This is a genomic window from Luteibacter sp. SG786 (assembly GCF_011759605.1).
In the GTDB taxonomy this organism is placed as follows: domain Bacteria; phylum Pseudomonadota; class Gammaproteobacteria; order Xanthomonadales; family Rhodanobacteraceae; genus Luteibacter.
The window spans coordinates 332,125-349,421 of sequence record NZ_JAAOYX010000002.1 but is presented as its reverse complement, the minus strand read 5'-3'; the positions used below and the strand labels follow the sequence as shown (position 1 = coordinate 349,421).

19 protein-coding genes and 1 tRNA gene are annotated in these 17,297 nt (G+C 65.4%); 10 read left to right on the top strand and 10 right to left on the bottom strand.

Translation table 11 applies throughout. The annotated features are described in order from the left end of the window. The first annotated feature begins 69 nt into the window (after positions 1 to 69). The 3 genes from FHS47_RS13425 to FHS47_RS13415 all read left to right on the top strand — a co-directional run bounded on the left by FHS47_RS13425 (position 70) and on the right by FHS47_RS13415 (position 3,355). Positions 70 to 1,110: a glycerophosphodiester phosphodiesterase gene (locus FHS47_RS13425; RefSeq protein WP_208382005.1), complete on the top strand. Its 1,041-nt coding sequence runs from the start codon at positions 70 to 72 to the stop codon at positions 1,108 to 1,110. 91 nt (positions 1,111 to 1,201) lie between these two features. Next, entirely contained in the window at positions 1,202 to 2,716 is a 1,515-nt protein-coding gene (locus FHS47_RS13420) for an amino acid permease (protein WP_167028758.1), read from the top strand. Between the two features lie 132 nt (positions 2,717 to 2,848). Beyond that, on the top strand, positions 2,849 to 3,355 hold the full coding sequence (locus tag FHS47_RS13415) for a hypothetical protein (RefSeq protein WP_208382004.1): 507 nt from the start codon (positions 2,849 to 2,851) through the stop codon (positions 3,353 to 3,355). A gap of 90 nt (positions 3,356 to 3,445) precedes the next feature. On the opposite strand, the gene FHS47_RS13410 is transcribed toward FHS47_RS13415, so the two are convergent. Continuing rightward, entirely contained in the window at positions 3,446 to 4,099 is a 654-nt protein-coding gene (locus FHS47_RS13410) for an outer membrane beta-barrel protein (RefSeq protein ID WP_167028752.1), read from the bottom strand. A 257-nt stretch (positions 4,100 to 4,356) separates the two neighbouring features. On the opposite strand from FHS47_RS13410, the gene FHS47_RS13405 reads away from it, so the two are divergent. Next, entirely contained in the window at positions 4,357 to 5,061 is a 705-nt protein-coding gene (locus FHS47_RS13405) for a glutathione binding-like protein (protein ID WP_167028749.1), read from the top strand. A gap of 51 nt (positions 5,062 to 5,112) precedes the next feature. On the opposite strand, the gene FHS47_RS13400 is transcribed toward FHS47_RS13405, so the two are convergent. Further along, a complete protein-coding gene (locus FHS47_RS13400) occupies positions 5,113 to 5,817 on the bottom strand; it encodes an outer membrane beta-barrel protein (protein WP_167028746.1) in 705 nt (234 codons plus the stop codon). Between the two features lie 310 nt (positions 5,818 to 6,127). Here FHS47_RS13400 and FHS47_RS13395 point away from each other — a divergent pair, with 310 nt between their 5' ends. Both FHS47_RS13395 and FHS47_RS13390 read left to right on the top strand, forming a co-directional pair. Then, a complete protein-coding gene (locus FHS47_RS13395) occupies positions 6,128 to 8,032 on the top strand; it encodes a M61 family metallopeptidase (RefSeq protein WP_167028744.1) in 1,905 nt (634 codons plus the stop codon). A gap of 219 nt (positions 8,033 to 8,251) precedes the next feature. Continuing rightward, a tRNA-Arg gene (locus FHS47_RS13390) sits at positions 8,252 to 8,328 on the top strand. 22 nt (positions 8,329 to 8,350) lie between these two features. On the opposite strand, the gene FHS47_RS13385 is transcribed toward FHS47_RS13390, so the two are convergent. Further along, positions 8,351 to 9,259: a LysR substrate-binding domain-containing protein gene (locus FHS47_RS13385; RefSeq protein WP_167028741.1), complete on the bottom strand. Its 909-nt coding sequence runs from the start codon at positions 9,257 to 9,259 to the stop codon at positions 8,351 to 8,353. Positions 9,260 to 9,366: 107 nt separating this feature from the next. Between FHS47_RS13385 and FHS47_RS13380 the strand changes: the two genes are divergently transcribed. Then, positions 9,367 to 10,431 (top strand): aldo/keto reductase, encoded by a 1,065-nt coding sequence (locus FHS47_RS13380; RefSeq protein ID WP_167028738.1) that lies wholly within the window; start codon positions 9,367 to 9,369, stop codon positions 10,429 to 10,431. A 12-nt stretch (positions 10,432 to 10,443) separates the two neighbouring features. On the opposite strand, the gene FHS47_RS13375 is transcribed toward FHS47_RS13380, so the two are convergent. The 7 genes from FHS47_RS13375 to FHS47_RS13345 all read right to left on the bottom strand — a co-directional run bounded on the left by FHS47_RS13375 (position 10,444) and on the right by FHS47_RS13345 (position 14,430). Then, positions 10,444 to 11,196 (bottom strand): DNA-binding domain-containing protein, encoded by a 753-nt coding sequence (locus FHS47_RS13375; protein ID WP_167028735.1) that lies wholly within the window; start codon positions 11,194 to 11,196, stop codon positions 10,444 to 10,446. Beyond that, positions 11,193 to 12,029: a DUF692 domain-containing protein gene (locus FHS47_RS13370; protein WP_167028732.1), complete on the bottom strand. Its 837-nt coding sequence runs from the start codon at positions 12,027 to 12,029 to the stop codon at positions 11,193 to 11,195. The genes FHS47_RS13375 and FHS47_RS13370 overlap by 4 nt, the downstream gene beginning before the upstream one ends. A gap of 95 nt (positions 12,030 to 12,124) precedes the next feature. Beyond that, positions 12,125 to 12,409 carry a hypothetical protein gene (locus FHS47_RS13365; protein WP_167028729.1) on the bottom strand — a complete coding sequence of 95 codons (285 nt, stop codon included), beginning with the start codon at positions 12,407 to 12,409 and terminating at the stop codon, positions 12,125 to 12,127. 55 nt (positions 12,410 to 12,464) lie between these two features. After that, complete coding sequence (locus FHS47_RS13360) at positions 12,465 to 13,229, bottom strand: alpha/beta hydrolase (RefSeq protein ID WP_167028726.1); 765 nt, start codon at positions 13,227 to 13,229, stop codon at positions 12,465 to 12,467. A gap of 38 nt (positions 13,230 to 13,267) precedes the next feature. Beyond that, positions 13,268 to 13,699 carry a DoxX family protein gene (locus FHS47_RS13355; RefSeq protein ID WP_208382003.1) on the bottom strand — a complete coding sequence of 144 codons (432 nt, stop codon included), beginning with the start codon at positions 13,697 to 13,699 and terminating at the stop codon, positions 13,268 to 13,270. Beyond that, positions 13,696 to 13,971: a DUF2282 domain-containing protein gene (locus tag FHS47_RS13350; RefSeq protein ID WP_167028723.1), complete on the bottom strand. Its 276-nt coding sequence runs from the start codon at positions 13,969 to 13,971 to the stop codon at positions 13,696 to 13,698. The genes FHS47_RS13355 and FHS47_RS13350 overlap by 4 nt, the downstream gene beginning before the upstream one ends. Before the next feature lie 42 nt (positions 13,972 to 14,013). After that, complete coding sequence (locus FHS47_RS13345) at positions 14,014 to 14,430, bottom strand: organic hydroperoxide resistance protein (RefSeq protein WP_167028720.1); 417 nt, start codon at positions 14,428 to 14,430, stop codon at positions 14,014 to 14,016. Positions 14,431 to 14,677: 247 nt separating this feature from the next. Between FHS47_RS13345 and FHS47_RS13340 the strand changes: the two genes are divergently transcribed. Genes FHS47_RS13340 through FHS47_RS13330 form a run of 3 tightly spaced genes read left to right on the top strand, consistent with a single transcriptional unit; the run spans position 14,678 to position 17,280 of the window. Further along, positions 14,678 to 15,220: a redoxin family protein gene (locus FHS47_RS13340; protein ID WP_167028716.1), complete on the top strand. Its 543-nt coding sequence runs from the start codon at positions 14,678 to 14,680 to the stop codon at positions 15,218 to 15,220. A gap of 6 nt (positions 15,221 to 15,226) precedes the next feature. After that, the gene (locus FHS47_RS13335) at positions 15,227 to 15,967 is read left to right on the top strand and encodes a response regulator (protein ID WP_167028713.1); all 741 of its coding nucleotides are present in this window, start codon (positions 15,227 to 15,229) and stop codon (positions 15,965 to 15,967) included. Positions 15,968 to 16,005: 38 nt separating this feature from the next. Further along, positions 16,006 to 17,280: a HAMP domain-containing sensor histidine kinase gene (locus FHS47_RS13330; protein ID WP_167028710.1), complete on the top strand. Its 1,275-nt coding sequence runs from the start codon at positions 16,006 to 16,008 to the stop codon at positions 17,278 to 17,280. The last annotated feature ends 17 nt before the right edge of the window (positions 17,281 to 17,297 follow it).

Genomic DNA, 17,297 nt, shown 5'->3' with positions numbered 1-17,297 from the left:
ACCGTGCCGCATCGAACGAGGTTTGCCCTATGCTCGGGCATCCTGGCCCTCGCCTTGGGAACGTTCGCCATGTCCACGCCTTCCGCACCGACGCGGCCCATCGCCGCGAAAGTGCTCGTCATCGGCCACCGCGGCGCCAGCGCGCTGCGTCCGGAGCACACGCTGGCCTCCTATGCCGTCGCCATCCGGGACGGTGCGGACTTCGTCGAGCCCGACCTGGTGGCGACCAAGGATGGCGTGCTGGTGGTGCGCCACGAGAACGAGATCGGCGGCACCACCGACGTGGCCGCGCATCCCGAATTCGCCGCGCGCCGCACCACGAAAACCGTCGATGGCCAAAGCGTCAGCGGCTGGTTCACCGAGGACTTCACCCTGGCGGAACTGAAGACGCTGCGCGCACGCGAGCGGCTTCCCGAGGTGCGGGGGGCCAGCGCGCGCTACGACGGGCAGTTCGCGGTGCCCACGTTCGAGGAAATGATCGAATTCGTGGCGGCGGAGGCCTCCGCGCGGGGCCGCGTGATCGGCATCATTCCGGAGATCAAGCATTCCACCTATTTCCGCTCCATCGGGCTTTCGATGGAAGACAAGGTGCTGGCGGCGCTCGCCGCGCATGCCTATACGCGCACGGTACCGGTGGAGATCCAGTCGTTCGAGGTCGGCAACCTGAAATACCTTCGGGAAAAGCTCGGCAGGCACACCCCCAACGTGCGCCTGCTGCAACTCATGGAGGACGCCGCCGACCGGCCGGCGGATGCGCCCGGCACCACTTACGGACAGATGATGACCCCCGCCGGACTCGCCGTGGTCGCCGGATATGCGGACGCCATTGGCCCGTCCACGCGCAGCATCATCCCGCTGGCACCCGATGGCCGGCTGGCCCCGCCCACGTCGTTGGTGCGCGACGCCCACGCGGCGGGCCTCGAGGTTCATCCGTACACGTTCCGGCCCGAAAACCGCTTCCTCGCTCAGGAATTCCGCAACGCGGCGGGCGCGGACGCGCGCAACGAGACCGGTTCGCTGGCTGAGATCCGGCGCTATCTGGCGACCGGCATCGATGCCTTCTTCACCGACGACCCGGCACTCGGGCGCCGGGCCCTGGATACGCCCTGAGGCCGACGTCCGGGTATTTCGGACGGTTCCCTGACGACACCCTGCGGCGGCCCCGTTATGATCCCGGGTCAGCCAGTCCAGGGGTCACCCGATGTCGTTAGCCAAATTCCTCCGCCACAAGTCCGTCGAGCAATTGCAGGCCGAGGTCGGCCAGCGCAAGGACTTCCGGCGCGTGCTGGGTTTGTGGCAGCTCACCGCCATCGGCATCGGCGGCATCATCGGCGTGGGCATCTTCGTTCTGGCAGGACAGCAGGCGGCACTCAACGCCGGACCCGCCGTGGCCCTCAGCTTCATCATCGCCGGCTTCGGCAGCGCCTGCGCCGCCCTCTGCTATGCCGAGTTCGCCGGGCTCATTCCGGTCACCGGCAGCGCCTACACCTACGGCTACGCCGTGTTGGGCGAGGGCGCGGCATGGATCATCGGCTGGGACCTCCTCCTCGAATACGCACTGGTGGTAGCGGTCGTGGCCATCGGCTGGTCGGGCTACGTGCAGGTGTTGCTCGCCACCGCCGGCGTCCATCTGCCGGAGTGGGCGCAGAAGAGCATGAGCGCCGACACCATGAAGTATTACTGGCAGCAGGGCATGGCCTCCGTCGGCATGCACGCGGCGCACCCGATCGCGGCGCCCACCGACGGCCATCGTTTCAACGTCATCGCCGCGGGCGTGTCGCTGCTCGTCGCCGTCCTTCTTTCGGTGAAGACCGAGTGGGGCGCGCGCCTCAACACGGTGATCGTCGGCATCAAGGTGCTCGGTGTGGCGCTGGTGATCGGCGTCGGCGCGTTCTTCATCAACACCGCCAACTGGCACCCGTTCATCCCCGAGCGCATCTTCGACGACAAGGGCGTGGGCCACTTCGGCTGGCATGGTGTGCTGACCGGAGCGAGCGTGGTGTTCTTCGCCGTGTTCGGTTACGACACGCTGACCACCGCCGCCGAGGAAGCGCGCAACCCGCAGCGCGATCTGCCGCGCGCCGTGCTGCTGTCGCTTGCGGTCGCGATGGTGCTCTACATTGCGGTGTCGCTCGTGCTCACCGGTATCGTTCCCTACGCCAGCCTCAGTGGGGAGGCTTCCGTGTCCGACGCGTTCAACGCGATCGGTCTGCCCTGGATCAGCAATGTGATCGCCGTGGCCGCGATGATCGGTGTCATCAGCGTGCTGTTCGCCTTCATGCTCGGTGCGGCGCGCATCTGGTTCGCGCTCTCCCGCGATGGCCTGCTCCCTGCCTGGTTCGCGCGCGTGCACCCGCGCTACGGCACGCCGGCCCGCCCGACGATGATCCTCGGTATCTTCACCGCCGTCGTGGCCGGCCTGCTGCCCATCGGCGAAGTGGCCGAGCTGGTGAACATCGGCACATTGAGCGCGTTCATCCTCATCTGCGCCTCGGTGCTCGTGCTGCGCGTGCGCAAGCCCGAACTGGAGCGCAAGTTCCGCACGCCGGCCGTGTGGTTCGTGGCGCCCCTGGGTATCCTCTTCTCGCTGGCGCTCATCTGGGGCCTGCCGTGGATCACGTTCGAGCGCTTCGCCATCTGGATGGCGCTCGGCCTGATCGTCTACTTCACCTACGGCGTGCGGCACAGCAAGCTCAACGGAAGCGACAGACGCTGAGCGGCGGTTTGCCCGCCCCCTTGCATGAGCCGGAGCCGGCGTATCGCTCCAGGCGTCGCCCGAAGCCATGCGGTTTTCCGCAATAATGGGTTGCCGGCGATGGGTCGGCAGGAACACATCAGGGGAAAGACAGTGAGGAAGTGGACCTATCTTGCGCTGCTCATGTTCGCTGCGGCGCCAGCGGCGTTCGCCGCGGACAGCGTGACCGTGCAGAAGCCCGTGAGCATCAACGACGACGCCGACGTGCCGCAGGCGGTGCTCGACGAATGCAAGCTCGACAGCGAAGTGCCCGATGCCGTGGCAGCCAAGGCGAAGGCGGCCGGCGTGACCACCACGTTCGCCGAGAAGGTGAGCGGCAGCGAAAAGGGCAGGACGTTGCAGATGGAGATCACCGACGTGGTCTCGGATGGCAATGCCTTCCTTGGCCATCACAAGTCGATGACCGTGAAGGGCAAGCTGTACCAGGACGGCAATGTGGTCGCCACTTTCAGGGACCGCCGCAACTCCATGGGTGGTGCGTTCGGCGGCTTCAAGGGCAATTGCGCCGTGCTCGCGCGCACGGCCAAGGCCATCGGCGAGGACATCGGCGAATGGCTCGCCGCGCCGAAGATGGACGCCAGGCTGGGCGACCTCGAGTGATGCGTTCCGATCGCACCGGTGGAGCGATCCACCGGTGCGTCGAGCACTTTTCAAAATGACGGAAGCGGTTCGCGCCGCCTCCAACGTGCATCAGAAGCGGTATGCCAGGCTCGTGGTGTAGGTGGTGGCGCTCCATACGCTGGGCTTCCCACCGGTGTGTTGCGGCCGAATGGCCTTCCTTCCGTAGCGGGTCAACTGTACGCCGAGGTCGAGCGAGTCGGTGAGGGCGTAGCTGGCGCCGAGACCGATGTAACGCGCATTGCGCGTCACCTCCGAGCCCTGGCGCTTCCACTTCCGGTCATCCGCTGCACGGTTCTCGAACTTGGTTACCGTCCAGGCGACGCCGACGCGGCTTTCGAGCGCGAACGTCTCGGTGAGGTACCACTTCGCATTCATGCCGATGACCCAGGCACCCGTCGTCAACCGGCTGCGGGTCGCACTGCCGTTGGCGGACGCGGAATGGCGGGACTGCGTGGTCTGGCCAAGGCCGACGAGGCCGCCATCGAATCCGAGCGCGAAATCGTTTGCCAGGCGCCAGCGGTAGCCGCCGAGGAGGGCGGAGGTGGGCGTCTTGCCGTCGTGGCCCTTGAAATCGGTGATGTGGTTGGCCCTGCCCAGGCCGAGGTGCACGAAGGCGCCGCTGGCGGCACCGCGTTGCGCGTAGGCCGCGTCGTCGGCGAACGAAGCGAAAGAGGCGAAGGAAGCGGAAGCCGCGAGTGTGGTCGCGACAATAAGCTTATGCATGACGAGTCCTTGTGTCGTTGAGGTTGCCTGCGAGAATTGCGCGCGCGGCCGGCGAAATCTTACGCAAGCCAGGCAGCGACAAAAGCGCAAGCGGGCTTGCGGCGGCGAAAGCCTACGCAACGTGAGGGAGTTGGCGTTCGTGAGCGTTCTGGCGCCGGTATCGCTTGCCCTGGCGAGGCATGGCTGGCGGCGGGCTGCATTGAATGGTGGTCGTACGCGCCTTATCTTCAGAGTTTCCGGCTCGAGGAAGCACCGCCATGCCCGATCTTTCCGCCTACCCGATCACGCAGCGCTGGCCCGCCGCGCATCCGGATCGCATCCAGCTTTATTCGCTGAATACGCCCAACGGGGTGAAGGCCTCGATCATGCTCGAGGAACTGGGCATTCCGTACGAGGCGCATCTCGTCGACATCATGAAGAACGAGAGCAAGCTTCCCGAATTCGAAGCGCTCAATCCGAACGGCAAGATTCCGGCGATGATCGACCCGAATGGCCCGGACGGGAAGCCGATCGGCCTGTTCGAATCCGGCGCCATCCTGCTCTACCTCGCCGAGAAGACCGGCAAGTTCCTTCCGAAGGATGCCGCCAAGCGGTGGGAAACCATCCAGTGGCTGTTCTTCCAGATGGCCGGCATCGGTCCGATGTTCGGGCAGGTGGGGTTCTTCAACAAGTTCGCCGGCCGTGAGTGGGAGGACAAGCGTCCCCTTGAGCGCTACGTCGCCGAGGCGAAACGTCTGCTCGGCGTGCTGGATCGGCAACTCGACGGTCGTCCATGGATCGTTGGCGACGAATACACCATCGCGGACATCGCCACCCTCGGCTGGGTCAACAACCTGGTGACGTTCTACAACGCGCGGGAGCTGGTCGGCTTCGACGACTTTCCGAACGTCATCGCCTGGCTGGAGCGTGGCATGTCGCGGCCAGGTGTCGAGCGCGGGCTGAAGATTCCGTCGCGGACCTGATTTCGACTGCGTCGGAGGATGGGCGCCGGCAAGGCGCCCATCCCTCGTTTGTCAGAAGCGGTATTCCGCCGAAGCACCAAGCACCCGGACTCGGGTGGTATGGAACCCAGAGACGAAACCGTCCTCGAACCGAACCCAGTACATATCGGCGTTGAGCGCAAGCGTAATGCTGGGCGTGAGATCATATCCGAAGCCAAGTCCAGCGTACTCGCCGTTGCTGGTGGTTTTCGTATGCCGGCTGCGCGTAAGAACGCAAAGGTCGTCGCGTTCGTCGTGGGTCGCGTGAGTGTGCGCAGCGCCCGCATGGGCCGTGAAAGTCCATGGGCCCGAAACGTTCCATTTCATCGCAGCGCCAAGTACAGCAGCGCGGCTGCTCACTCGCCAAGAGTCACCCACCCCGCAGGTGGCCGGAAATCCTGGAAGGGAAATTGGAAACGGAACGGACTGGATGTTATTCGATTGCGATTGGCCCAAACGGGTATAGCCGCCCTCGATTCCAAGCGAGTACGTGTCTGTGATAGCCCAGCGGTAGCCGATCAATCCACCTTTGGCGAAGTCGGACCTATCGGGGTGGTGCCTGCCTTCGAGGTGTCCCTCGTCATAGCTGGAATTCGAAGCACCAGCCTTCACCTGAATAAACCAGCCGTCAGGTGTGGTGGTCTGCCCGGTCTGGGTTACCGACGCGGAGTCGGCAAGAGCGGCGAGCGAGGAAAACAGCGCGGCGGCTGCGACGATGCTGAGCGTCAGTCTTTTCATTGAGTGTCCCTGTGTCCTTTGTTCCTGGATGGTGCAAGGCGGCCGTGCCCGGCCGGCGGCGATTATACGTTTGGCTCCTCGTCTCCATCTCCCTAGAGTAAAGACGAACGGCAGCGCATTTTCTGAAGACTCACGGCCCGCAACATATTGCGTTTCGCCATTGCGGCACGAGGGTCCACCCGTGACCTATGGCATAGGGCGCCCCGCACGGTGGCGTTTAGCATCGAGAGCTTGCGCGGACCACAGGGGACCGTGCCGATCCGCTCGCAGGGATGGCAGGGCGACTTACCCGCTCTCGGAGACTTACCCAGTGAAATCCACCCTTCTCGCTTCCGCGCTCGTGGCGGCCCTGGCCGGCGTCGGCGCTTCGGCCATCCGCGCCGATGACGCCCCCGCAGTGCCTGCCCCGCAGGACGTGGCCTTCAACGGCACCCTCAAGCTCACCGTCGATGCCACCGACGTCGATCACCGCATCTTCCGGGTGAAGGAAACCATTCCCGCGCAGCCCGGTCCGCTGGTTCTGCTCTTCCCGGAATGGATTCCCGGCCATCACTCGCCGACCGGTCCGATCGACCAGTTCGCCGGCCTGGTGGTGACCGCGGGCGGCAAGCGCCTCGAGTGGGTTCGCGACAAGTACAACGTGTACGCCTTCCGTGTCGACGTGCCGGCCGGCGCCAGTTCGGTCGACGTGGAATTCCAGACGCTGACGCCGCAGGACCCGCGCCAGGGCCGTGTCGTGATGACGCCCGACATCGTCAACGTGCAGTGGAACCAGGTGTCGCTGTATCCCGCCGGCTACAACGCCGACCGTATCCCCATCGACGCCTCGGTGAAACTCCCCGCCGGCTTCCAATACGGCAGCGCTCTCGAGCAGGCCGGCAAGGACGGCGACACGGTTACCTTCAAGACCATCGATTACGACAACCTGGTGGACTCGCCGGTGTTCGCGGGCCGTTACTTCAAGCGCGTGGACCTCGATCCGAACGGCCGCTCGCCGGTGCACCTGAACATCGTGGCGGACAGCGCGAAGGCGCTGGAGATCAAGCCGGAGGCGCTGGAAGCTCATCGCAACCTCGTCAAGCAGATGGACAAGCTCTACGGGGCTCGCCATTACAACCACTACGATTTCCTGCTGGCGCTGACCGAGAAGCTCGGCGGCATCGGCCTCGAGCATCACCGGTCGTCCGAGAACAGCGCCTCGCCGAACTACTTCACCGAGTGGGACAAGAGCTGGCTCGGCCGCGACCTGCTGTCGCACGAATACAACCACTCCTGGGACGGCAAGTACCGTCGTGGCGCCGACCTCGCCACGCCGAACTTCAATGTGCCGATGGGCGACAGCCTGCTGTGGGTGTACGAAGGCCAGACGCAGTTCTGGGGTAACGTCGTCGCGGCGCGCTCGGGCCTCCTTTCGCAGGACCAGGCGCGCGACCTGCTCGCCTTCGTCGCCGCTACCTACGATAAGGGCCGCCCGGGTCTCTCCTGGCGCAACATTCAGGACACGACCAACGATCCGACCATCGCCCAGCGTCGCCCGCTCTCGTACCGCAACTACCAGATGAGCGAGGACTACTATTCGGGCGGCCAGATGGTGTGGCTCGACGTGGACACCAAGTTGCGCGAACTCACCAAGAACAAGCGCTCGCTGGACGATTTCGCCAAGGCCTTCTTCGGCATGAAGGACGGCGACTGGAAGGTGAATCCGTACACGTTCGAGGACGTGGCATCCACGCTCAACGGCATCGCGCCGTATGACTGGGCCACCTATCTGCGCGATCGCATCGACGGCCACAAGGGCGACCTGGAAGGCATCGAGCGCGGCGGCTGGAAGCTGGTGTACAACGACAAGCCGTCCGACGTGGTGAAGGCCGCGGAAGGTCGCCGCCACTACACCGATCTGACCTACTCGGCCGGTTTCGCGGTTTCGTCGAAGGGCTCCATCTCCGACGTGCTCTGGGACGGCCCGGCCTTCAAGGCCGGCCTCTCGCCGGGCATGACCGTGGTGGCGGTGAACAACAAGGAATTCGACGGCGACACGCTGAAGGACGCCGTCACCGCTGCGAAGACCGACAAGGCCCCGATCGAACTGCTGGTGAAGAACTTCGACACCTACAAGACGATCAAGATCGACTACCACGAAGGCCTGAAGTACCCGCACCTCGAGCGCGACAAGGGCAAGCCTGACTGGCTGAGCGAGCTGTACAAGGCGAAGTAAGAACGACAAGAGGGGGCGCCGCGAGGCGCCCTCTTCGTTTCCCTACCTGGGCAAGCCCTGTGGGAGCCGCTTCAGCGGCGATCCCGCGGTAGCGGGCAACTCGCCGCAAGCACCCATCGCCACTGAAGCGGCTCCCACACAAAGCGCCGACCCCGGTCCGGGCGGGCACAGGCTAGGCCCGCGTGGTCATTCCCGCTACAATGCCGGTCCGCTGCATACGCGCCCGTAGCTCAGCCGGATAGAGTAGTGGCTTCCGAAGCCATTGGTCGGGGGTTCGAATCCCTCCGGGCGCGCCATTTCATTCTCCTGACCGGGCGATCAGCCACCGACCGTTCCATGCCTTTCGCGCAGGAAGTCGATGAACACCCGTAGCTTGCGCGGCATGTGCATGCGGCTGGGGTAGTAGACGTGGAACGGGCTGTAGGTGGGCCAGTAATCGCGCAGCACCGGGATGAGGGCACCGCTTTGCAGATGCGGCGACGCAATGCTTTCGAAGTGGCATCCCACGCCTACGCCATCGATGGCTGCCGCGAGGAGAAGGCTGTCGTCGTTCGTGATCATGCCGGCACGGGTGTCCACTTCAACGATGCGATCGCCCTGCATGAATTCCCATCGCATGGGGCTGCGATCGTGGTCCAGACGCACGCTCACGCAGCGATGTTGCAGAAGGTCGGCCGGCGTTGCGGGAGCGCCGTATGCCCGCGCATAGCGAGGAGAGATGAACGTGGCGATGCGCTGCGGCCCTCCGATGGGGTGCGCCACCACGTCCTTCCCCAACGACTCGCCGATGCGGAACCCGGCGTCGAAGCCTGCCGCGACCAGATCCACGAAACGGTTGTCGCACTGTAGTTCGACGATCACGTCGGGGTATTGGGCCTGGAACGCGGCCAGGTGGGGCATGATCAGGACGTCGGCGATAGCACGCGGCAGATTGATGCGCAGAAGGCCGGCCGGTACGTCCCGCGTCTCCGTTACCGCCGCCATGGCCGACGCGAGTCCATCCAGCGATGGCCGCACATCGTGCAAGAACCGCTGCCCAACCTCGGTCAGACCGACGCGGCGCGTGGAGCGATCCAGCAGCCGTGCACCGAGGCGTGACTCGAGTGTGCGCACGGTTTGCGATAGCGCGGAGGTGGATACCCCGAGTTCGGCGGCTGCCCGGGTGAAGCTGGCGTGCCGGGCTACACAGGCAAACGCTGCCACGGCGGGGAACAGGTCGGGCGACATGCGGAAGCCCATTGTGAAGGAGGGCTTCAAAGCGTATGCGCGTTCGCCCGCTTTATCTACATGGTGCCGCTACCTAGATTCCAGTGACCCTTTCTGGAGCAGCCCCCATGAGCAAGCAACTCACCGATTACATCACGCTGGGCCGGTCCGGCCTGCGCGTCAGCCCCGTGTCCATCGGCACCATGACCTTCGGCAAGGACTGGGGTTGGGGTGCCACCGAAGAGGATGCCCGGCGGATGCTGGACACCTATATGGAACGCGGCGGCAACTTCATCGATACCGCCAACTTCTACACCGGCGGTACGTCAGAACGTCTGCTCGGCGAGTTCCTGCGCGGACGGCGCGATCGCGCCGTACTGGCCACCAAGTATTCGCTCAACGTGGATCCGACCAACATCAATGCGGGCGGCAACCATCGCCGCAATATGGTGCGGGCGGTGGAGGAGAGCCTGAAGCGCCTGGGCACCGACTACATCGATCTCTACTACCTGCACGTGTGGGACGAAACCACGCCCGTGGAGGAGGTGATGCGCGCTTTCGACGATCTGGTGCGCGCCGGCAAGATCGTCTACGCGGGCATCTCCGATACGCCCGCGTGGCAGGTGGCGCGCATGCAGATGCTGGCCGATCTGCGCGGCTGGTCGCCTCTCGTGGCGTTGCAGATCGAGCACAGTCTGGTGGAGCGCACCGTGGAGCACGATCTGATCCCCATGGCGCGCGAGCTGGGTCTTGGCGTCGTTGCTTGGTCGCCCCTGGCCAACGGGGTGCTGTCCGGCAAATACACGCGCGCTGACATCGAAGCGCACAAGGGGGCCGACATGTTCACCGGTGGGCGCGCGGCGGTGGCCGCGGGCGTCGGTTCGCTGAGCGAGCGCAACCTCGACATCGTGGACGAAGTGAAGGCCATCGCGTCCGAGGTGGAACACAGTGCCGCCCAGGTCTCGCTGGCGTGGTTGCTCGCGAAGAACGCGCCAGCGATCATTCCGATCCTTGGAGCGCGCACGGCTGCCCAGTTCGAGGAGAACCTGGATGCTCTGTCGGTGTCGCTGTCGGACGAGCAGATAGCACGACTCGATCGCGCCAGCGAGATCGCCCTGCCGTTCCCGCATCGCTTCCTTCCTCTCGTGCAAGCCCAGGTGCTGGGGCAGGCACGGCTCACCGTAAGCCGCTGAGCCGGAGGGGGTTCAATCGTCCACGCCGACGACGATGCCGGCGTCGAGCCAGTCGGCAAGGAGGGCGCCGGCACGCGCCACGCCGGCTTCTTCACCCAGGCGCATCACCAGTGTGTCGCACATCGCTGCGAAGTGCCCCTTCCCGATGGCGAGGCGCAAGGCGGCGTCGTCGTCGGCGTCGAGGCGACGCAGGCGCGAATGGAAGCCCTGGCGCCACACCACCAGGGCGCCGGCGACGTCGAGCATCTCGCCGTCGGGCACGCTGTCCGCGTCGTTCTGCAGCGCGGACCAGACGTCGTCGGCGTTCGTCGTCGCCACCCGATGGCGCAGGCTTGGTGTCAGGCGAAGCCGCGCTTCATCCCAGTTAACGGACCAAAGCGCTTCGCGTGCCAATGGCGACGCATCCGGAGCCACGAAAGCCTCGGACAGCGACCACTCGATCCACGCCAGTTCGTGCAGGTCGGGGTTGCGCGGGAACAGGGCCACCAGCGTATCGACAAAATCGGCGCCATAGGTGTCGAGTGTCCAGCCTCGCGGCGGATGCGCGTCGATGTGGGCCATGGCGGCGTTTCGGAAGTTCCCTTCGCCGACACGCCGCAGCAACTGCGGGTAGCTCACCTCCAGGCAGGTCACGAGCTGCGTGCGGTAATTGTTCTGGTACACCGTGAGGCCCGGCCACGCCCGATCCCCGAAGGCATCGGCGCTGGTGGCGGAGCCGGTGGTCAGCCAATCGCGAAAGCCTTCCTGCCATTGGGCCAGTTTCATGCGGCCTCCCGCGCCACGGTGCCCAGGCCGCGGGCGATATCCAGTTCGTCCAGCAACTCCGCCAGCGGGGGAATGGCGTCGTCGCGCTCGATCATGGTGGCAACCGGACCAAGCAGCGACATGGCCGTGCGGTAAAGTGCCCATACGTCGTCGCACACCGGTTGGTCGTGGGTATCGATCAACAGGCCGGGCCCTTGCGAGTGCCCCGCCAGATGCACCTGGCGCACGCGCGCCGCGGGAATGCCGCGGAGGAACGCATGCGTATCGAAACCGTGATTGCTCGCGCTCACGAAGACGTTGTTCACATCGAGCAACAGACCGCATCCCGTGCGTTTCGACATCTCCGCGAGGAATTCCCACTCGCTCATCGTCGCGCCGTCGAAGGCGACGTAGCTGGACGGATTTTCAAACAGCATCGAGCGCCCGAGCACGTCCTGGGCCACCTCGATGTTTCGGCAGACGAGGGCGAGGGCCTCCTCTGTGTACGGCACGGGCAGCAGGTCGTGCGAACTGAAACCGGCGACACGCGACCAGCTCAGGTGATCGGAGACGAACAGTGGCTGCACTTCATCGGCCAGCGCCTTCAGCCTTCGTAGATAGGCGATATCCACGCCATCGGCGGAACCGATCGACATCGACACACCATGCAAGGCGACGGGATGCTTCTCGCCGACCCGGCGCAGGATGTCCCGCGGTTGCCCGCCGTCCACCATGAAGTTTTCCGAGATCACCTCCACGAAATCGACCGGGACGTCGCCGTCGAGAAAGTCGCGGTAGTGCTCCTTGCGCAGGCCGAGGCCGTATCCGGAGAATGGCGGGGGAGGCGTGAACATGACGGAATTCCTCTGTATTGGCGTGGCGTTGCCGCGGTGCGGCGTCTGGCGTCCCCGTCAACCGGTGGAGACGCCGGACGCCCTCTTTGCGGGACTTACTTCGGCTCGGTCAGCGTGCCGCCAGCCGCCTTGCATTCGCTTGGGGTCTTCACCAGCACGCCCTGGCCCTTGCACGTATTGAGGCCCTTGCAGTCGTTCTTTGCGGTGGCGCAGAGGCTGGTGCCCTTGCAGGTGTTGATGCCGTAGCAGCGGCCCGGTTCTTCCTTCGGCGCGGCGTTGTCGGCTGCGCGTACGGGTGTGCCGATGGAGGCGACGGCGAGGGCGACGAGCGCGGCGGCCGCGGCAAAGCCGGTGCGGGATTTGGTGGCGACAATGTTCATGGGTTTCTCTCCTGGAATGGGTCCGACGTGGACCGAAAAGGTGGCGGTACGCCGTTCAGTGCACGCTGCGGGCAGCGTCTTCGATCACCTCCGCGACCGCTTCGGGTTGCGAGATGTAGGCGACGTGGCTCGCCTTGATTTCCGTGACCTTCGCGTTGGCGCGCTTGTACATCCAGCGCTCCAGTTCGGGACTCAGCGCGCGGTCCTCCGTGGCAACCACGCCCCACACGGGCTTCGTGTGCCACGCGGCCACCTGCATCGTGGCGCCGAACGCGGCAGTGGTGGCAGGTACCTGCGACACCGCCATGAAGTCGGTACGGTTCTTCGTGAGATCGCCGGCGAAGTCGGCGCCGAATTTCGCCTGGTCGAAGTACAGATGGCCGTCGCGAGTGGGAACGACGTCGTTGCTCGGTGCCGGCATGGAGCCGACGAGCTGCGACAGGCTCTCGCCGACGTCGGGCACTACAGCGGCCACGTAGACCAGCGCCTTCACCTTGTCGCGATTGCCGGCTTGCGTGATGACGGCGCCGCCGTAGCTGTGGCCGACGAGAACCACCGGGCCATCCTGTTTGCGGATTTGCTCACGGGTCAGTTCGATGTCGTCGGCCAGCGTGTCGATACGCGGCTGCACCACGCTCACCGTATAGCCCTTGTGGATGAGGATGTCGTGGACGACGCGCCAGCCGGAGCCATCGACGAATGCACCGGGTACGATGACGATGTTCCTGACGCCCGGGGGCGCGGGTGTTTCTGCCGCGGAAGCAATGGCGCCGGTGCCCAGTGCGAATGCGGCGATGGCGATGCTGAGAAGTTTGCGCATGGAGTTCCCTGCGATAAGCGAGTGGATGGAAGGAAGCGTCAGCGGCGAAGCAGGCGATCGATGGACCAGGCGCCACCGCCGCGCGCCAGCAACGGCAGCAGCAGGCCAGCCCAAGTGAGATGCGTCGGCCAAGCCTCCGGATAGACGAAGACTTCGATCACGGTGGTCATCGTCAACAGCCCTAGTGCGGACACCCGGGTGAAGAGGCCGAGCACGAGCAACACCGGGAAGAAGTGTTCGGCATACGTCGCCAGGTGTGCCGCCACGTTCGGCGACACCAGCGGCAATGCGTACTCGGAGGCGAACAGGTCGTACGTGGACGGCTTGATGCTCAGGAATCCCTCGACCTTGGTTCGGCCGGAGAGGAAGAACACGGAGGCGATCCCAAGCCGTGCCACGAGCAGGAGCAGGCTGTCCGGAAGCGCCCTTTGCAGGGTGCCCGCCACGTCGCCGCGCCGCGAGGGAATCACGCCTGCGGCTCCAGCGTGCCATGACCCTTCGGCGTCTTGATGGTCACGCAGGTGCCCTTCTCGACCAGCACCCAGGCGTTGCCCTGATAATCCTTCTTCGAGGTGGCGGCGCAACTGGTGCCGGGGCCGGCCGCGCAGTCGTTCTGGCCGGCCTTGGCCACGCCGTAACACTTCTCCATGGGCTTCTTCGCCTCTTCGGCATGGGCGACCGAGACGAGGGACACGAGGCCGAGGGCGAGGGTGGCGGCGAGCGAAGCGTGCTTGCGGTTCATCGGATGACTCCTTGGTGAGGGATGCGTGGAGGGCATGGCGGATCAGGCGATCTGGAACGACACGTCGATGTTTCCGCGCGTGGCCTTGGAATACGGGCAGGTGGCGTGCGCGGCCTCGACGAGTTCCTGCGCAAGGGCGGTATCGATGCCGGGGAGGCTCACGGTCAGTCGCGCCTGCAGGAAATAGCCGCCCTCGCCGGTACCGAGGTCCACTTCGGCGTCGATGGCGGTGTCCTTCGGCAGGGCGACCTTACGCTCGGCGGCGGCGTGGCCAAGAGCGCCGATGAAGCAGGCGGACCAGCCGGCGGCGAACAGCTGTTCCGGGTTGGTGCCGGCACCCGGGCCGCCGGGCGAGGACAGCTTCACGTCGAGACGGTCGTCGGAGCTGCGGGCCTGGCCGTTGCGGCCGCCGGTGGTGTAGGTCTTACCGGTATAGAGAACGTTCTGGATGCGGGACATGGCAGGTTTCCGTTGCAGTGGGAAGGTGTGCAAAGGAAACCGCGGCGGCGTATCCGGCCTGTGTCGCGAAGCGGGTCGAATCGCATCGAAACGTGTAGCGCGGGGCCGCGGATACATTCGGATACAAAGTGGGTCGGTTTGTACAAACCGATACAAAAAGCCAAGGTCCCGGACATGAGGTAGACAACACGCGGGATTCCAATGGATCCATGCGGGTACCACTCCCGCGCCCATCCGAGGTCACCTCATGAAATCCATTCGTCTTGTCGCCGCCGTTCTCGCCGTGGGTCTCGCGTTCGCCGCGGCCTGGCCATCGGGATGGGGCGCGGCGCGCGCCGGCGATTCAGCGGCCGCTCCAGCCGCGCCCGAATTCGCCGGTATCGACCGCTGGTTCAATTCCCCGCCGCTGACCCTGGCTGGCCTCCGCGGCAAGGTGGTGCTGGTGGAGTTCTGGACGCATGAGTGCATCAACTGCCTGCACGTGCTTCCGCATACGAAGGTGCTCTACGACACCTATGCGAAGCAGGGGCTGGTCGTGGTGGGCGTGCACACACCCGAATTCGAGGAGGAGCGCGACCCGGCGCGTGTCGCTGCCGCCATCCGCCGATATGGCATCACCTGGCCCGTGGCCACCGACAACGACATGCGCACGTGGAATGCGTGGGGCAACCAGTTCTGGCCCGCGCTTTACCTCATCGATCGCGACGGGCGGGTGGTCTATCGCCACTTCGGTGAGGGAAACTACGAGGAAACCGAGCAGCGCATCCGCCAACTCCTGGCCAAGGCATAACCCTGTATGGAACACACCGACAACATCCTCGTGGTCGACGACGACCACGGTATCCGCACTGGGGTGGTGGACTACCTGCGCAAGAACGGCCTTCGCGCGACCGGTGCGGCCGACGGCCGCGAAATGATGGCCGCACTGGATGCGTCCGCTTTCGACCTCGTGGTGCTCGATATCATGATGCCCGGCGACGACGGACTGGTGCTCTGCCGCAACCTGCGCAGCGGCAAGCACCGCGCCCTGCCAGTGCTGCTGCTGACCGCGCGCGACGACGAGACGGATCGCATCATCGGGCTGGAGATGGGCGCGGACGACTACGTGGTGAAGCCGTTCTCGCCACGTGAGCTGCTCGCCCGGATCAAGGCGGTGATCCGCCGCACGCGCATGCTGCCGCCCAATCTGCGCATCACGGAAACAAGCGACATCATCTCGTTCGGTCGATGGCGACTGGACACGACGGCGCGCCACCTGCTGGACGAGGAGGGCACCGTGGTGTCGTTGAGCGGTGCCGAGTTTCGCCTGCTGCGTGTGCTGCTGGATCATCCGCAGCGGGTGCTGTCGCGCGACCAGCTGCTCAACCTTACCCAAGGGCGCGACGCCGAGCTCTTCGACCGTTCCATCGACCTGATGATCAGCCGCCTGCGTCAACGTCTGCGGGATGACGCGAAAGAGCCTGCGTACATCAAGACTGTGCGCAGCGAGGGCTACGTGTTCGCCATGCCGGTCACCGTGCACGGGGACGCGCGGTGACGGCGGCATCGCGCAGCTGGCGTCCCTGGCCACGGCGCATGACCTCGCGTATGTACCTCATCCTTTTCGCCGGTCTTCTGCTGGCGCACGGGCTCTCGTTCGGGCTCATGTTCTATGAGCGTTACCAGTCGGCCACCAGCGTCATGCTCAATACGCTGGAGAACGAGGTGGGGACGTCGGTAGCCATCCTCGACAGGCTTCCCGCGAGCGAGCGCCCGCAGTGGTTGCCGCGGCTACAGCGCGACAACTACCGGTTCGTGCTCGGCCCGGGGCAGCCCGGCGTGGCGCTCGCCACGCAGCGCTCGCGCGATGTCACGGCGATGATCGCGAAGGAGATCGGCGCGGGTTACCGGGTGCGAGGCGATACCCTTTCCATGGCACCCGAACGGTATCAGGTGCACCTCACGCTCCACGACGGTTCCCCCCTCACGCTCGTGGTGACGCCGCGCGGTGTCATGCCGCTGGCCGAGTGGTTGCCGTTCGTGCTCGTGCTGCAAGTGGTGTTGCTCCTCGCCTGCGGCTGGTTTGCGGTGCGGCAGGCCTCGCAGCCGTTGGCCCGCCTGGCGAGGGCGGCGGAATCCATGACGCCCGCCGCCGACGGTCCGCGCGTGGACGAGAGCGGCCCCGCCGAAGTTGCCCATGCGGCCATGGCCTTCAATGCCATGCAGGACCGCATCGGTCGTTACCTCAAGGAGCGGCTGCACATCCTCGCTTCCATATCGCACGATCTGCAGACACCGATCACCCGCATGCGCCTGCGCGCGGAGTCGCTGGAGGAAGGCATCGAGCGTGACAGGATCCTCGACGACCTCAGCGAGATGGAACATCTCGTGCGCGAAGGCGTGGCCTACGCGCGCAGCGCCCATGGCGGCGATGAAACCCCGGTACGCATCGATACCGCGGCATTCCTCGAGAGCCTCGTCTTCGACTACCAGGACGTCGGCCAGCCGGTCACGCTTGCCGCTGCGGCGGAAGGTGTCGCCACGGTACGACCGCGTGCGCTTCGGCGTGTGCTCGGCAACCTGATCGACAACGCTATCAAGTATGGTGCGGCGGCCGAGGTGGGCGTCTGCCGCGACGAGCAAGGCCGCCTCTGCGTCACGGTATCGGATCGCGGCCCCGGCGTACCGGAGCACGAACTGGAACAGGTGCTGCAACCGTTCTATCGCCTGGAAGCGTCACGCAACCGCGACACCGGCGGCGCGGGTCTTGGCCTTGCTATCGCCACGCAATTGATGCGTTCGACCGGCGGCGATCTTCGCCTCGCGAATCGGGAAGGCGGTGGGCTTGTGGCAACGGTGGTGTTGCCCTGAGCATCGCCCGGCTGTGA

What these genes read in the sequence shown, in the direction of transcription:
- FHS47_RS13425 (WP_208382005.1), top strand. Translation starts at nt 70, where the DNA reads ATGTCCACGCCTTCCGCACCGACGCGGCCCATCGCCGCGAAAGTGCTC.
- FHS47_RS13420 (WP_167028758.1), top strand. Translation starts at nt 1,202, where the DNA reads ATGTCGTTAGCCAAATTCCTCCGCCACAAGTCCGTCGAGCAATTGCAG.
- FHS47_RS13410 (WP_167028752.1), bottom strand. Translation starts at nt 4,099, where the DNA reads ATGCATAAGCTTATTGTCGCGACCACACTCGCGGCTTCCGCTTCCTTC.
- FHS47_RS13405 (WP_167028749.1), top strand. Translation starts at nt 4,357, where the DNA reads ATGCCCGATCTTTCCGCCTACCCGATCACGCAGCGCTGGCCCGCCGCG.
- FHS47_RS13400 (WP_167028746.1), bottom strand. Translation starts at nt 5,817, where the DNA reads ATGAAAAGACTGACGCTCAGCATCGTCGCAGCCGCCGCGCTGTTTTCC.
- FHS47_RS13385 (WP_167028741.1), bottom strand. Translation starts at nt 9,259, where the DNA reads ATGTCGCCCGACCTGTTCCCCGCCGTGGCAGCGTTTGCCTGTGTAGCC.
- FHS47_RS13380 (WP_167028738.1), top strand. Translation starts at nt 9,367, where the DNA reads ATGAGCAAGCAACTCACCGATTACATCACGCTGGGCCGGTCCGGCCTG.
- FHS47_RS13375 (WP_167028735.1), bottom strand. Translation starts at nt 11,196, where the DNA reads ATGAAACTGGCCCAATGGCAGGAAGGCTTTCGCGATTGGCTGACCACC.
- FHS47_RS13370 (WP_167028732.1), bottom strand. Translation starts at nt 12,029, where the DNA reads ATGTTCACGCCTCCCCCGCCATTCTCCGGATACGGCCTCGGCCTGCGC.
- FHS47_RS13365 (WP_167028729.1), bottom strand. Translation starts at nt 12,409, where the DNA reads ATGAACATTGTCGCCACCAAATCCCGCACCGGCTTTGCCGCGGCCGCC.
- FHS47_RS13360 (WP_167028726.1), bottom strand. Translation starts at nt 13,229, where the DNA reads ATGCGCAAACTTCTCAGCATCGCCATCGCCGCATTCGCACTGGGCACC.
- FHS47_RS13350 (WP_167028723.1), bottom strand. Translation starts at nt 13,971, where the DNA reads ATGAACCGCAAGCACGCTTCGCTCGCCGCCACCCTCGCCCTCGGCCTC.
- FHS47_RS13345 (WP_167028720.1), bottom strand. Translation starts at nt 14,430, where the DNA reads ATGTCCCGCATCCAGAACGTTCTCTATACCGGTAAGACCTACACCACC.
- FHS47_RS13340 (WP_167028716.1), top strand. Translation starts at nt 14,678, where the DNA reads ATGAAATCCATTCGTCTTGTCGCCGCCGTTCTCGCCGTGGGTCTCGCG.
- FHS47_RS13335 (WP_167028713.1), top strand. Translation starts at nt 15,227, where the DNA reads ATGGAACACACCGACAACATCCTCGTGGTCGACGACGACCACGGTATC.
- FHS47_RS13330 (WP_167028710.1), top strand. Translation starts at nt 16,006, where the DNA reads ATGACCTCGCGTATGTACCTCATCCTTTTCGCCGGTCTTCTGCTGGCG.